This is a genomic window from Streptomyces neyagawaensis, from assembly GCF_023516595.1.
In the GTDB taxonomy this organism is placed as follows: domain Bacteria; phylum Actinomycetota; class Actinomycetes; order Streptomycetales; family Streptomycetaceae; genus Streptomyces; species Streptomyces neyagawaensis.
In genome coordinates, this window is the sequence record NZ_JAMGBG010000025.1 from 39,128 (window position 1) to 53,308 (window position 14,181).

11 protein-coding genes and 1 pseudogene are annotated in these 14,181 nt (G+C 70.4%); 9 read left to right on the forward strand and 3 right to left on the reverse strand.

Annotation, left to right across the window (positions count from 1 at the left end):
* Positions 1-8: 8 nt before the first annotated feature.
* Entirely contained in the window at positions 9-776 is a 768-nt protein-coding gene (locus tag M8J73_RS12840) for an enoyl-CoA hydratase-related protein (RefSeq protein WP_055537926.1), read from the forward strand.
* Between the two features lie 55 nt (positions 777-831).
* Here the strand turns inward: M8J73_RS12840 and M8J73_RS12845 are convergent, their stop codons facing one another.
* Positions 832-1,566 (reverse strand): TetR family transcriptional regulator C-terminal domain-containing protein, encoded by a 735-nt coding sequence (locus tag M8J73_RS12845; protein ID WP_240501132.1) that lies wholly within the window; start codon positions 1,564-1,566, stop codon positions 832-834.
* A 370-nt stretch (positions 1,567-1,936) separates the two neighbouring features.
* Between M8J73_RS12845 and M8J73_RS12850 the strand changes: the two genes are divergently transcribed.
* The 5 genes from M8J73_RS12850 to M8J73_RS12870 all read left to right on the forward strand — a co-directional run bounded on the left by M8J73_RS12850 (position 1,937) and on the right by M8J73_RS12870 (position 7,820).
* Positions 1,937-3,250 (forward strand): ABC transporter substrate-binding protein, encoded by a 1,314-nt coding sequence (locus M8J73_RS12850; protein WP_055537924.1) that lies wholly within the window; start codon positions 1,937-1,939, stop codon positions 3,248-3,250.
* 101 nt (positions 3,251-3,351) lie between these two features.
* Positions 3,352-5,370 carry a branched-chain amino acid ABC transporter permease gene (locus M8J73_RS12855; RefSeq protein ID WP_055537923.1) on the forward strand — a complete coding sequence of 673 codons (2,019 nt, stop codon included), beginning with the start codon at positions 3,352-3,354 and terminating at the stop codon, positions 5,368-5,370.
* On the forward strand, positions 5,367-6,182 hold the full coding sequence (locus M8J73_RS12860; protein ID WP_055537922.1) for an ABC transporter ATP-binding protein: 816 nt from the start codon (positions 5,367-5,369) through the stop codon (positions 6,180-6,182). The genes M8J73_RS12855 and M8J73_RS12860 overlap by 4 nt, the downstream gene beginning before the upstream one ends.
* Positions 6,179-6,892 carry an ABC transporter ATP-binding protein gene (locus tag M8J73_RS12865; protein ID WP_055537921.1) on the forward strand — a complete coding sequence of 238 codons (714 nt, stop codon included), beginning with the start codon at positions 6,179-6,181 and terminating at the stop codon, positions 6,890-6,892. The genes M8J73_RS12860 and M8J73_RS12865 overlap by 4 nt, the downstream gene beginning before the upstream one ends.
* Before the next feature lie 28 nt (positions 6,893-6,920).
* Positions 6,921-7,820, forward strand: coding sequence for an alpha/beta fold hydrolase (locus M8J73_RS12870; RefSeq protein WP_055537920.1), 900 nt, complete (start codon positions 6,921-6,923; stop codon positions 7,818-7,820).
* Positions 7,821-7,835: 15 nt separating this feature from the next.
* Here the strand turns inward: M8J73_RS12870 and M8J73_RS12875 are convergent, their stop codons facing one another.
* Entirely contained in the window at positions 7,836-9,407 is a 1,572-nt protein-coding gene (locus M8J73_RS12875) for a sigma-70 family RNA polymerase sigma factor (protein WP_055537919.1), read from the reverse strand.
* Between the two features lie 487 nt (positions 9,408-9,894).
* Here M8J73_RS12875 and M8J73_RS12880 point away from each other — a divergent pair, with 487 nt between their 5' ends.
* From M8J73_RS12880 to M8J73_RS12890, 3 genes and pseudogenes are all read left to right on the forward strand, one after another.
* Positions 9,895-11,325 carry a glycoside hydrolase family 43 protein gene (locus tag M8J73_RS12880; RefSeq protein WP_055537918.1) on the forward strand — a complete coding sequence of 477 codons (1,431 nt, stop codon included), beginning with the start codon at positions 9,895-9,897 and terminating at the stop codon, positions 11,323-11,325.
* Positions 11,326-11,428: 103 nt separating this feature from the next.
* A pseudogene (locus tag M8J73_RS12885) lies at positions 11,429-11,668 on the forward strand (family 43 glycosylhydrolase); the annotation flags it as partial.
* 279 nt (positions 11,669-11,947) lie between these two features.
* Positions 11,948-12,598: an arsenate reductase/protein-tyrosine-phosphatase family protein gene (locus M8J73_RS12890; protein ID WP_240501131.1), complete on the forward strand. Its 651-nt coding sequence runs from the start codon at positions 11,948-11,950 to the stop codon at positions 12,596-12,598.
* A gap of 57 nt (positions 12,599-12,655) precedes the next feature.
* Here the strand turns inward: M8J73_RS12890 and M8J73_RS12895 are convergent, their stop codons facing one another.
* Complete coding sequence (locus M8J73_RS12895) at positions 12,656-14,125, reverse strand: DUF4012 domain-containing protein (RefSeq protein WP_249828620.1); 1,470 nt, start codon at positions 14,123-14,125, stop codon at positions 12,656-12,658.
* Between the last annotated feature and the right edge of the window lie 56 nt (positions 14,126-14,181).

Consider the following 14,181-nt stretch of genomic DNA (forward strand, 5'->3'; position numbering starts at 1 on the left):
GGAAGCCGATGAACACCCTCAAGATCGAGCGTCATGACCGCGTCGTCACGGTACGGCTCCACCGGCCGCACGCCCTGAACGCCCTCAGCAGTGAACTGCTGGCCGAACTCCTCGACGCACTGCGCCCGTTGGACCGCGACCCGGATGTCGGCTGCTTCGTGGTCACCGGTTCGGAGAGGGTCTTCGCGGCCGGCGCGGACATCAAGGAGATGGCCGGGAAGTCGGCCGTGGACATGGCCGCGGAGGACTACTTCGCGGACTGGGAGGAGTTCGCCGGATTACGGACGCCGAAGATCGCGGCGGTCAACGGCTATGCGCTGGGCGGCGGCTGCGAACTCGCGATGATGTGCGACCTGATCATCGCGGGCGAGTCGGCGGTCTTCGGCCAGCCGGAGATCAAGCTCGGCGTGATCCCCGGCATCGGCGGCACCCAGCGGCTCACCCGCCTGGTGGGCCGCGCCAAGGCCATGGACCTGATCCTCACGGGCCGCACGATGAACGCCCGCGAGGCGGAGGCGGCGGGCCTGGTGTCACGCGTGGTCCCGGACGACCACGTCCTCGCCGAGGCAACGGAAGCCGCCGCGACCATCGCCTCCTACGGCCGCCCGGCGGTCACGGCGGCCCGCGAGTCGGTCGACCGGGCCCTGGAGACCGGCCTGCGCGACGGACTCCTCTTCGAACGCCGCGTGTTCCACGCGCTGTTCGCGACGGAGGACCAGAAGGAGGGGATGAGCGCGTTCAAGGAGAAGAGGACGCCCGTCTTCAAGGGCCGCTGACAGGCTGACCCGACCCACCGAGCGGGGCGGCGCGCCGGCAACCCCGGCCCGCCGCCTACGCCGGTTCGGTGAACTGGTCGAACACCGTCACGGCGGCGCGGGTGGCGAGGGACCAGCGGTCGTCTCCCTCCGGGTCCTCCAGGTTGGGGTGTCCGGCGATCCAGCGCATATGGAAGCCGTCGAGCAGGGCCGCGATGGTGGTGGCGAGGTGTTCCACCGTGTAGGGCGCGCGCATGCGCAGCCCGTAGGCGTCCAGCAGCGCCTGGTACGCCTCGCGGGCGACCTCGGTGAACGACTCCCCGTAGTGCCCGAGGGCTTCGCGGACGCGCGGGTTGGCGGCACTGGCGTAGAAGCCGAGCAGCACGCGGTAGATCGGGTCCACGCGGTGGTTCTCGTGGTTGTCCGTCAGGACGTCGTTGAGAGCCTCCCGCCAGGTCGTGCCGCTGTCGACCGCCTCCTTGAAACGGCGGATGCTCTCCGGCAGCCCCGGGACCAGTTCGGCCTGTCGGCTGGTGAGGTGGAAGAGGAGATCCGCCTGGAAGTCGGCCTGGGCGGGCCAGATCTGGTAGATGGATCCGGTCGTGATCGCCGGTGCCGTGTCGTCGCCCAGCCGCTCCCGCATGATGCGGGTGGCTTCCTCGGTGACCCGCTTGACGCGAATGTGAGCAAGGGCTGCGGAGACAGCCTCCTCGCTCGTGTCGGAGGCCCCGGCGCACACGAGCTTGGTGGCCGCTTCCAGCATGAGGGCCCGGGTCTCTTCGGGTGAGCGCCGAGGGAGTCTGCGTCTCACGGCGGGCTCCGTCATGTCCTTCGCCTCCCATTGCATGATCGTTAATTCGGTGTGAACCGGGGCGTTGACAGGGCGCCAGCGTACACCTAGATTCCCGATCCGTAAGAAAGTTACGGAACTCGGAAGCGCCGGTCACCTGGCCTTTCGAAGGTCCTCTGGCTGGTCCGAGGCACCGGTCACCCCTGTGCCCCCTCCTGCCTTCCTCCGCCTCCGCGCTCTCCCCGCTCTGTGCTGTCCCCCGCTCTGTGCTGTCCCCGCTCTCCCCGCTTTCACCGCACTCCCCGCTTTCACCGCTCTCCTCGCTTTCTGTGCTCTCCCGCATGCCGCGCCGGGCACCGCCCTGCCGTTTTCCGATCCTGGAGGATCCCGCATGCCCTCGAACTCACGCCCCCTGAGACTCGGTCTCGTCTCCGCCGCCATGGCGCCCCTGCTGGGGATCGCCGCATGCAGCGGATCGGGCACCAGCACGTCCTCGTCGTCCGGCGCCTCCGGCGGCGGCTCCTCCGCGACCGCGGACTCCCGCTCGGCGAGTGACGTCGTGACCGACTACCTCGGCTACGTCGGCGGAAAGGCGGGCAAGGCCGACGCCGGTCTCGCCCCGGTCACCCTGGGCTGGGTGAACGTCGAAGGCGGCCCCGGCGGCAACCCCGAAGCCACCCTGGGTGCCCGTGCAGCCGTGAAGTACGTCAACGACAAGCTGGGCGGCATCGGCGGGCACCCGCTGAAGCTGAACGTCTGCACGGTGGTGTCCGCCGAGGAGGAAGGACAGAAGTGCGGCCAGCAACTGCTCGGCGCCAAAGAGGTCTCCGCCATCGGTGTGGGCAACCTCTACCTCGGCGACGCCTCCTTCAACTCCGTGATCGCGGGGAAGAAGCCCGTGTTGGTCGGCGTGGCGACGGGCCCGACCATGCCCACCGCGAAGAACACCTTCAGCACGTTCGGCGACCTGCCGCACATCTTCGGCACCTGGGGCTCATACGCCCGTGACGTGCTGAAGGCGAAGACCGCGGCGGTGATCCACACGAACACACCCGGCGACAAGATCGCCTCGGGGGCGGCGGTGAAGGGCCTGAAAGCCGCCGGTCTGAAGGTGAAGTCCGTCGGATTCGACGCGCAGTCCACCGATCTGATCGGCCCGGTCACCGCGGCCGGGGCGAACACCGCGGACGTCGTGGTGCCCATCTCCGTCGGGGGCGGATGCGTCGGGATCGCCAAGGCACTGAAGCAGCTCAACGTCACCAAGCCGGTCGTCTCCACACCGCTGTGCATGTCCCCCGACGTCGCCCAGGGGCTCGGAGGAGACCTGCCCAACTGGACGTACGGCGTCGCCCAGACGCTGCCGATGGACTCCTCGGCCGCCGACTCCAAGGCGTTCCTGAAGGCATCGGCGCAGGTGGGACTGGGCAAGGACGACCAGTCCAAGGTCTTCGCGCCGCTGGGCTGGAGCACGATCCTGACGTACGCGAAGGTGCTCGACGCCATCGGCCCGGACAAGATCACCCCCGCGTCGGTGACCGAGCGGCTCAAGAAGTTCCCCGGCCCGGTCATCATGGGCGCCGCCGAGGTCGCGTGCGGCAAGTACCCGGACGCCCCCGCCGTCTGCAACGACCAGGCCAGGTTCTACCAGTACGAGGGCAAGGGCCGCTTCAAGCCCCTGACCGACTGGATCCGCCCGCCCCAGTGAGCCCTCACCCGACCCGCCGCCGCTGAGGTCGCCGCCCTGACAGGACGCGGCCTCAGCAGCGCGGACCCGCGGATGTGCGGGCTCATGACAGGAGTCATGCATTGGAACAGATCCTGCTCTTCGCCGTGCTCGGCCTCGGCCAAGGGGCACTGATCGCCGGCATCGCGCTCGGCGTGGTGGTCACCTACCGGGGCTCGGGCATCATCAACCTGTCCACCGGCGCGGTCGCCATGGCCTCGGCCTATGCCTTCTGGGCCCTGACCACCGGTTTCTTCGGGGTCACACTGCCCGTGGGGGCCGCTCTCGCCGGTGCCCTGGCCGTCGCGCTCGCCGTCGGAGTGCTGACAGAGGTGGCGGTGTTCAAGCCGCTGCGCACCGTCTCGCCCCTGGCCAAGCTCGCGGCCTCCCTCGGCATCCTGCTCACCCTTCAGGCCACCGTCCTCCTGGTCTTCGGGGTCCAGCCGCAGCAGGCACCGAGCATCCTTCCGGCCGGCACCGTCACCATGCTGGGCGTCACCTCTCCCTCCGACCGCTTCGTCCTGGCCGGCCTGGTCGTCGTGATCGCGCTCGTCCTCGGGGCCCTGTACCGGTGGAGCCGCTTCGGCCTGGCCACCCGCGCGGCTTCGGAGAACGAACAGGCAGCCCTTCTGGCGGGCCTGTCGCCCAACAGCGTCTCGATGGCCAACACGCTCCTGGCCGCCCTGGTCGCCGGGCTCCTCGGTGTCCTGGCCGCGCCCATCGTCCAGGTCGACTCCATGACGCTGCCCCTTCAGGTGGTCCCGGCCCTGGCCGCCGCACTCTTCGCCGGGTTCACCTCGCTGTGGATCGCCTGCACCGCGGGCATCCTCATCGGAGTGCTCCAGTCGGTCGTGTACTACCTGTCCACGCAGAGCTGGTTCCCGACCGACAACGGCAACGCCATGCCCGGCCTCCAGCAACTCCTCGTCTTCGCCCTGATGGTCGTCGCCCTGTACGTGCGGGGCGCCGGTCTGCCGCGCCGCGGTGAACTCGTCGAACAGCGACTGCCCGCGGTGCCCCTGCCGGAGCGGCTGCTGCGTCCCGCGCTGATATCAGCCACGGTCGCCGCCGCCGCACTGATCGTGCTCCCGTTCGACTTCCGCCAGGCGCTCACGAACTCGATGATCGGCATGGTCATCGTTCTGTCGTACGTCGTCATCACCGGCTACGTCGGGCAGATCTCCGTGATGCAGCTCGCGCTCTCCGGAACCGCGGGCTTCGTCCTCTCCCACCTCTCGGTCGGGTGGGGGATCCCGTTCCCGTTCTCCGCCCTCGGCGCGATGGTGCTGGCCACCCTGCTGGGCGTGGCCGCGGGCGTCTCCGCCCTGCGGGTGCGGGGAGTGAGCCTGGCCGTCGTCACCCTGGCCGCGGCCCTGGCCATGGAACAGGCGCTGTTCAACAACACCTCGTTCGGCGGAACGGCCGGGGTGTCCGTACCCCCGCCGCGCCTGTTCGGGATCGACCTCGGGCCGAAAGCGGACTTCCGCGGCCTGGACGGCAACGAACCCAGCCCCATGTTCGGCTTCCTCGTCCTGGCCGTCACCGTCGCCCTCGGACTGTACGTCGCCCATCTCCGGCGCACCGGACTCGGCCGGCGGATGCTCGCCGTCCGCTCCAACGAGCGCGCCGCCGCGGCGGCCGGTGTCGACGTGCGGGCCGTGAAGATCGCCGCGTTCACCATCAGTTCCTTCATCGCCAGCGCCGCCGGCACCCTCTACGGCTACAACTTCGGCTCGGTCAGCGCCGCCCGGTTCACCGCGCTGGCCGCCCTCGGCCTGATCGGTTTCGCCTACATCGGCGGCATCACCATGGTGTCCGGAGCCGTGATCGCGGGGCTGATGTCCACCGAGGCGCTGCTGCCGCACGCGCTGGACAAGTGGTTCGGGATCAAGGGCACTTGGGCCCTGCTCTTCGGCGGCGTCTCCCTGATCGTGACGCTGATCGCCAACCCCGACGGCATCGCGGGCGCCGCCCACCGCCGGAAGAGGGCGAAGAGGGCGGCACGCGCCGCGGCCACGACGGGACCACCGGCCGACAACGCATCCGCCCCGGACATCCACCTCGGCCGTACCCCTGCCGACGCCAAGGAGGTCGCATCGTGAACGTTCTCTCCGTCCAGCGGTTGGGCGTCAGCTACGGCGGCGTCCACGCGCTCAGCGATGTCTCCCTGGAGGTCGGCGAGGGCCAACTCGTCGGGCTCATCGGCCCCAACGGGGCCGGCAAGACCACCTTCGTGGACGCGGTCACCGGCCTCGTCGCCGCCCGGGGGCGGGTGGTACTGGACGGCAAGGACCTGACGGGACGACCGCCCCATGTACGGGCCCGCCGAGGACTCGCCCGCACCTTCCAGAGCAGCGAACTCTTCGAGGACCTCACGGTCGCGGAGAACCTCCAGGTCACGGCGGACCCTTCGACATGGTGGACGGCGCTCGGCGAGACCTTCGGACGCCGCCCGGCCTCGAACCCCGCCGTCCCTGAGGCCCTCAAGGCCCTGGGACTGGAGGACCTGGCCGACGCCTCGGCACACGAGCTGTCCCAGGGCAGACGCAAACTCGTGGGTGTGGCACGAGCCTTGGCGGCCCGGCCCCGCATCATCTGTCTCGACGAACCCGCGGCCGGCCTGGACACGACGGAGAGCGCCGAACTGGGACGCAGACTGCGCGGCGTCACCGAAGCCGGCACCGCGCTGCTCCTCATCGACCACGACATGAGCCTCGTGATGGGCATCTGCGACCACGTCGTCGTCCTGGAGTTCGGCAAGGTGATCGCCTCCGGGACACCCGCGGAGGTCCGCACCGACCCCGCCGTCGTCACCGCCTACCTCGGGGCATCCGCCGCCCAGCCCGCCACCGCGCCCGGCACGTCGACCGGTGGCTCCGCCAAGGCCCTGACCAGCACACCGGAGACACCATGAGCACCCCCGTCCTGAAGCTGGCCGGACTCACCGCCGGATACGACGGCGCCGCCGTCATCCGCGAGGTCGACCTCGAGGTGGGCGCGGGAGAGGTCGTCGCCCTCCTCGGGGCGAACGGCGCGGGCAAGACCACCACGCTCAAGACCGTCTCCGCGCTGCTGCGCCCCCTGGCCGGCACGATCACCTTCAACGGGACGGACCTCGGCAGGATCCCGGCAGCGACCCGGGCCCGCCTCGGCATCGCCCACGTCCCGGAAGGACGAGGCATCTTCTCGGGCCTCACGGTGGCGGAACACCTGCACCTGGGTCACCGGGGCGAGCGCCTCGACCGGGCGGCCGCCCACCGGTACTTCCCCGCCCTGGCCCGCCTCCAGGACCGCAAGGCAGGGCTGCTCTCCGGCGGCGAGCAGCAGATGCTCGCCATGGGGCGAGCCCTGGCCCGGGGCCCCAAGCTGCTCCTGCTCGACGAGCTGAGCCTCGGTCTGGCGCCCATCATCGTCGAGGAGTTGCTGCCCATCGTCAGGCGCTATGCCGACGACACCGGCTGCGGGGTGCTGCTCGTCGAACAGCACGTCGGCCTCGCCCTCGACATCGCCGACCGCGGCTACGTCCTCTCCCACGGCGAGATCACCGCGCACGCCACGGCCCGGGAACTCCGGGCCGACCAGTCGCGGATCATCACCGGCTACCTCGGCGAGCAGCCGGCCTGACCCGGCCGTACCCCAGAGAAGGAGTCCGATGTTCACCTTCGCAAGCGAAGACGGCGTCCAGATCCACGTGCACGAATGGAAGCCGGACACGCCCCCGCGAGCCGTCGTGCAGATCGCCCACGGCATGGGCGAGCACGCCGGCCGCTACGCCTCACTCGCGACAGCGCTGACCGCCCAGGGCTACGCCGTCTACGCCAACGATCACCGCGGACACGGGCTGAGCAGGCACGCCGAGCCCGGTCACCTCGGGGACGACGGCTGGAACCGGCTCGTGGGCGACATGGTCACCCTGTCAGGGGCCGTCCGCGAGCGGCACCCCGGCCTGCCGCTGGTGCTGCTCGGACACAGCCTGGGTTCCTTCGCCTCGCAGCAGTACGTCCTCGACCACGCCCACCTGATCGACGCGCTCGCCCTGGCCGGTACGACCGCGGTCGACGCCATGCTGGCGGCCCAGGCGCACACGGCCGCGGCGGGAGGAGACCCACTGCTCGCGCTCAACCAGGCGTTCCAGCCCAGCCGCACGCCGTTCGACTGGCTCAGCCGGGACGAAGCGGCCGTCGACGCCTACCTCGCCGACCCGATGTGCGGCTTCAGCCTCGACGCCCAGGGCATGGCCGACATCTCCCTCGCCTCGGCCTCCCTCGCCCGGCCCCGGGGCATCCCGGCGGACCTTCCCGTCTGCGTCCTGGTCGGAGATCACGACCCGCTGAACGCCGGCCTCTCCCTCAGCAACCTGCTGGTCGAACGCTACGGCGAGGCCGGCCTCACCGAGGTGACCTACCTCATCTATCCCGCGGCCCGCCACGAGCTGTTCCACGAGACCAACAGCCGGAAGATCGTCAGCGACCTCCTGGCCTGGCTGGACGGCGCTCTCGCCACGTCGACTTCGCGCACTTCGACGTCGCGCACCGCGGCAGGGCTGGACTAGCACGGCCGTTCGGTGTCAGCTCCAGGGCGCCACGAGGACGAAGGAGCGGCTGGCCCGGTACGCGGCCGTGCCCTCGGAAGGGTCGAGCCACAGCTGGAGGTTGTCCCGGTGGCGGAGGTAGCGGCCGGGGTAGTTGTAGGACTCCAGGGAGACCGAACCGGCCGTGGAACCCGGACGGGGGCAGAAGGTGGCGTCCTTCCGGAAGATGGCGGACCCGTCGTCGGTGTCCAGCTTGATACGGAAGGCGTAGTGCCGCAGATACCTGCCCGTGGCGTCCCTGAGTGAGGAGCAGCGGGGGTCGGCCAGGCCGGGCACGAAGGTGAAGGTGGCCGCCTGCCGGGTGGCCGCGGAGCTGGTGGCGCCGACCGGCCCCAGGATGCCGAGTCGGCCGGACTGGCTCACGTAGCCACCGGGCTTGTCGACCGACCGCAGCGCATGCCGTCCCGCGAACCGTGTCTCAGCCGTCGCCGCCGGGGCCGATGTCGCCGGCGACGGCGGTGTTGGTGTCGGTGTCGGGGTCCGTGAGGCGGACGTTCTCGGGGACGGCGGCGCGGACGAGGCGGCGGGCGAGAGCGGGGCCGCGACGGCGGGCTGCGGGGCCGGCTCGTGCGGTCCCGTGGCCGTGTACCAGGCCACTCCGGCGGCCGCGAGCGTGACGGCACCCGCGGCTGCCGTCGCCACGGGCTTGGCGGCGAGCCTGCCGAGCGTCCGCGCCGTACGGCTCGCACCGCTCACCGTGTGCGGGCCCGCGCCGACGGTCGCCTCGGCCGAGCCCGCCCCCAGCGCCCTGGCGAGCACCAGGCCCGCCAGGCCGGCCGGCACCGGCACCAGGGCAAGGCCTGCCAGCAGCCCCTCCGCCGGTATCAGGTCGGACGAGTTCGACAGGCACTGCGGACAGTCGCGGACATGGCGTGCCAGCCGCTTGCGCCACAGCCCGGACGGCCGCCCGTCCCACGAGGCGAGCACGGCGGCCAGGTCCGGACAGCGCGGCGAGGCCGTCACGGCTCGGACGACGGTGCGCGCCGTCTCCAGCCGTTCCTTGACCCGCTGGACGCGGACCGCGGCATGCTGCGGTGTGAGACCGCAGGCCTCCGACAGCTCGCGGCGGGTCAGTTCACCGACGCTCTCCATCCACCACAGCGCGAGTACCTCGCGTTCCTCCTCCTCCAGCCAGCGGGTCGCCTCCACCGCTTCTCGCCGCTGGCCCGACAGCGCGAGCCGAAGAATCGCCAGGTCGGAGAAGTCGGCCCCCGGGTCCGACTCGTGGGCCTTCTCCTCCAGGGGTTCCACGGTGAGCGGGGTGCGCCCCCTGCGCCACCGGTCACGGATCTGTCGCACGGTGATGGCGACGAGCCAGGACCGGAACCGGTCCGGTTGCTTCAGTCCGGGCAACCCGTCCAGGACCCGCATCATCGTCTCCTGGACCACGTCGTCGACGTCGCTGTGCCCGTCCAGCGCCCGCCCGACGATGTTGTAGACCAACGGCAGACAGTCCCGTATCAGCTGTTCCGTGGCCTGCCGGTGACCCGCCCGCGCCGCCGTGACGACGGCGGCGTCCGGCCGCTCCTGCCTGTCCTGCGAGCGCACCGCACCCCACCTGCCCCGTCTCCCTGCCGATGTGCCGAGGCGCCAGTGTGCCAGGAGGCCCCCACGGCCGTACCCGCCGTACACACAACTGCACAGCAACGAACGATGTCCCACCGACAGCGGGCTGTTCTACGGCGGTACCCGCGGTAGGTCAACAGCCTTGGCATCCCCTCCACAACCCGTCGGAGTACCAGCCGGGAGGCCTCACGGCACTGCCGCTGCCCGCCACGCCCGCCGGCGCCGCCTCCGTCTCGTTCGCCCTCTGTGCGGCCCGCCCCGCCCTTTCCGTTATGCGCGAAGCGCCGGTGCGTCTCCTGTGTGTACGACTCCCGCGCACCACCGTTCTTGGTTTGTCTCTTGACACTCCCCTTACCCACCTCTAACTTTTCGCCGAATTCACGAACAATGTCCGGCATTTCGAACCATACGCGTACTCGCCGGATGCCCTTCGCCTGTCCCGGCACCCGCAGAAAGACGGGAAACGCACATGCGCACGCTTCTCTCGCGGCTCGCGGCGATATTGGTCGCCGCCTGCCTGCTCTTCACCTCTCAATCCCTGGCCGCACCCGAGCGGGCGGCCGCCGCCGAACCGGGCTATCTGATGACGCACTTCATCGGGGAGGGCTCGAACGGCCAGCAGATCTACTTCTCGTACAGCACGGACGGCCTGAACTGGAACGACCTCAACGGCGGCGGAATAGCCCTGCGCTCCACGGTCGGCACGAAGGGGGTGCGTGACCCCGCACTGGTGAGATCCCCCGACGGCAGCAAGTACTGGATCATCGCGACCGACCTGTGCATCAGCTGCGGGCAGTCGTGGGCGGACTCCATCAACAACGGCAGCCGCAACCTCGTGGTGTGGGAGTCGACGGACCTGATCAACTGGTCGGAGCCGTGGCTGCTCAACGTCGCCGGCGCGATCCCCGACGGACGCAACGCCTGGGCTCCGGAGGCCATCTGGAACTCCGAGACCAACGATTACGTCCTGTACTGGTCGACGAACGTGCCCCTCAACGGCAAGACGAAGCACCGCATCTTCTACGCCCGCACCAGCGACTTCCGCTCCATCACGCCCCCGCAGATCTACATCGACCGCCCCGGCACCCAGGAACTCATCGACACCCAGATCGTCGAGCTGCCGGCCGGCGTCGGCCCCCACCGCTATGTGAGGGCCTCCGGTGACGGCCAGATCACCCTCGAAGGCAGCAACTCGATCCTCGGCACGTGGACGAACCTCGGCAACCTCTCCGGCATCGGCCTGACCGGCGCCCAGGTCGAGGGCCCGATGTGGATGAAGTTCCGCGACCGCAACGAGTGGGCGCTGTACCTCGACCAGTACTCCTCCGGACGCGGATACATGCCGGTCACGACGACCAACCCGTCCGCCCCCGGCACCTACCAGCTCCCGGCGTCGGGCAGCTACAACATGGGCGTCAACAAGAAGCGCCACGGCTCGATCCTGAACCTCACGGCCGCCGAGGAGACCCGCGTCCTCGCACGCTGGACCGACACCCCGGCCAAGCGGCTCCAGTCGTTCAACTTCCAGGACCGGTACGTGCGGCACGCCAACTTCGACGTGCGCATCGACCAGAACATCACCGGTCCGGACGCCCAGTTCCGGATCCGGCCCGGCCTGACCGGCACCGGAACCGTCTCCTTCGAGTCGGTGAACTACCGCGGCTACTTCCTGCGGCACGCCAACAACGACTTCCAGCTGGTCCGCAACGACGGCACCGCCCAGTTCGCCGCGGACGCCACCTTCAACCAGGTCGCCGGCCTCGCCGACCCCACCTGGTCCTCCTTCCAGTCCTACAACCACCCGGACCGGTACATCCGCCACTACGCCTACTACCTGAAGCTCGACCCGATCACCACGGCGACGGGCCGCGCTGACGCCACCTTCCGCGTGACGAACTGACCCGACACCGACAGGGGACGCCGGCGCCGCCACGAGAGCACCGGCGTCCCCTTCCTCCGCCCGGAAGGGAAGCACAGTGACCCTTCGCCATCTCAGGTCGTGGCTGGCCGGAGCCGCGGCCCCGCTCACTGCGCCGGTCTGCGTACAGGGCCCGGCGTCGGCGGCTGACGGCCGCCCCTGCACGAACCCGCTCAAGTCGATGGAGGGCGCCGATCCCTGGCTGGAGTCCTACGACGGCAACTACTACCTGGTCACGACGACGTTCACCGACGTCCTGGGCATGCGCAAGTCGCACACCCTCGCCGGCCTCGCGACCGCCCCCAGCGTGCAGATCTGGTCGGAATGACGTTCTCCATGGTCAGCGCGCTGCATGTCGCCACGTCATCGGGAGGCGGGCCGGTATGGGCGATGGGCAGGACCGCGTCGTCGTCGGTCTGCCCTACGCCGCCGGATCTTCCCACTGTGCGCGGCCAGGGCGGCCGACTCGGCGAAGTGCGGCTCTCCCTACGTTGCTTGCGGGCGCGCGGGCGACTGGGACGCCCGCGGCAGCATCCGTGTTCCTGCGTCGGGTCACCCGGTGAGGCGCGCCCCGGACGACCATGCGTGGCGGGATACTTCCCCCATGAGCCTTTCCCCTGCCTCGCCGATGCCGGGACGCGGGGGCGTGCACTTTCGCGTGCTCGTCGTCTGCACGGGCAACCTGCACCGCTCCCCACTGGCCGAGCGCCTGCTGACGGCCCGGCTCGCCGCGTCTCCAGGAACATCGGAGAGTTTCCGGGTGAGCAGCGCCGGCACCGCGGCCGTGGCTGGAACGCCCATGGACCCGGCGGCGGCAACCCTCCTCGTCGAGTTGGGCGGGGATCCCCGCGGCGCGCTCGCCCGCCGGCTGACCGCAGCACTGGTGGAGGACGCCGACCTGGTGCTGGGAGCTGCCACGGAGCACCGCGAGGCGGCCGTGCGACTGTCGCCGCTGTGGGCCTTGCAGCGGGCTTTCACCTTGCGTGAGTTCGGCCGGTTGCTGAGGCCGGAGGACGCCGCGGGTGCGACGGACCCTGTCGAGCGAGCCTCGGCGCTGGTCAGGGGCGCCGCGGCCCGGCGTGGAACTGACGGCAACGGTGCGGACGACGATGACGTGGCTGATCCCTACGGTGCCCCCATGCGGGTGGCCCGGGAGACCGCGGCACGCATCGCCGAGCCGGTGGAGCGGATCGCCGCAGCTGTACTGGGCCTTCCCCATGACGGTGAGCACCTCACGCTCGAATCCCGAGCCTGAGGGATCCCCGGGGTGGCAAGGCGACTGGGTGCCAAGAGCGAGGAACAAGCCGAGCGGTCAGTCACCACACTCCGGGTAGGGCCGCACCGTGGCCCGCAAGGGCCGCACCATCGGCTGACGCAGTAGCGACGGGGGACGGCTTGAGGGCCTCTCCAGCAGGCGCAACTCCAGGGAGCGGGTGGAACCTGCGGGCAGCTCCAGGTCAAGGGTGTAGACAGGGTGACTGTGCTCGGCAGCTTGGTTCACCATGACCGGTCGGCCGTCCAGAGCCGCCTTGGCCAGCCTCGCCCCCTTACTCGCGTAGTACGAAACCAGCAGACGGTTGTCGCCGGGCCGTGTCCGGTAGGAAGGGGCATCCACTCGCTGGGTGACATACAGGGGGAGTCCCGAGGCCGGTGCTCTGTTGGTGAGGTCCACGGTCACGGTGACCTCACGACCGGCCGCGACACACCGGCCAGGAGCCCACTCCAGACGCCGGTCCAGGTAGTAGTCCAGCTTGGTGCCGGCCGCGTTGTTGACGACCAGTCCGGCGAACGGGTCGGCGGTGTCGGGCAGGGTACCGCCGAACGGGCGTCGCCGGATTTCACGCTGCTCAGAGGGGTGGGCGCTCCACATCTTGACCCGTCCCGACCTCAGCTGCCCGTTGAGGGCGGCGAACAACGCGGGCTGTCGCGGCGGATCGTTCGCGACCCCCAGCAGCCTCGCCGCGACGGCGCGAGCCACGTTGAGGAAGAAAGCCTTGCGCTCCCGAGTGTCCGGGTAGGCCGCGTAGCTGCTGCGCTCGGTGAGATCCACGACATTGGCAGCGGTGACCGCGGTGCCGTCGGGCAGACGGGCGGGGCCGGATGCGGTGAGCAGCCCTGCCAGAGCACTGGGATCGAGGGCGAAGGCTCCGTCCGCCTTCTGACCTGTGTGATCCTCCCATGCGGCCGTCCAGATGCGGGCGGCGTACGGGAAGTGCGGGCTGAGGTTGGAGTTGACCCAGGTACTAGTGGGGGCGTTGTGCCCGTGCGACGCGGCGTACTCGTCGCCCAGGTCGACTGCCGCGACGGCGTCCGCCATCTCGGTGTCGTTGCCGAAGTATTCGAACGCCAGGCGGCCCCGGTCCGCGCGGAGGACCGCGAACGCTCCGGGCAGCCCGCCGGTGCCACGCGCCTCGGCCGTGTTCTCGAACACCACCACATACCGCCGTGGGCTCCGCTCTCCCAGCATGGACGGCAGCACACGCGTCGCCGCGGCGGCGTCGCCCGTGGCAGGGACGATCCGGTCGAGTTTCCGGGCAAGCTGGGCTCGGGCGCGGTCGACGGCGGGCAGCCAGGTATCGCTGGGCAACTCGTCGACCTCGCGACGCACATCGGAGGCGCTGCGCGAGGCCTGGTCGAGAGCCGGAGCAGCGCGGCGGAGCGCGGGGAGGCTCAGGTGACCACCGTCTTTTGCCGTGTCGGCGGTGAGTCGGGTGGCGATGTCCGCCAGCGGGGAGATCACCTCGCGGGTCAACCGCTCAGCAGCCTCCGCGGCCCCGCGCACGGTGCGAACGGGACCACCGAGTACAGGCACGTGCGCGGCCGAGTACCAGGCCGGAC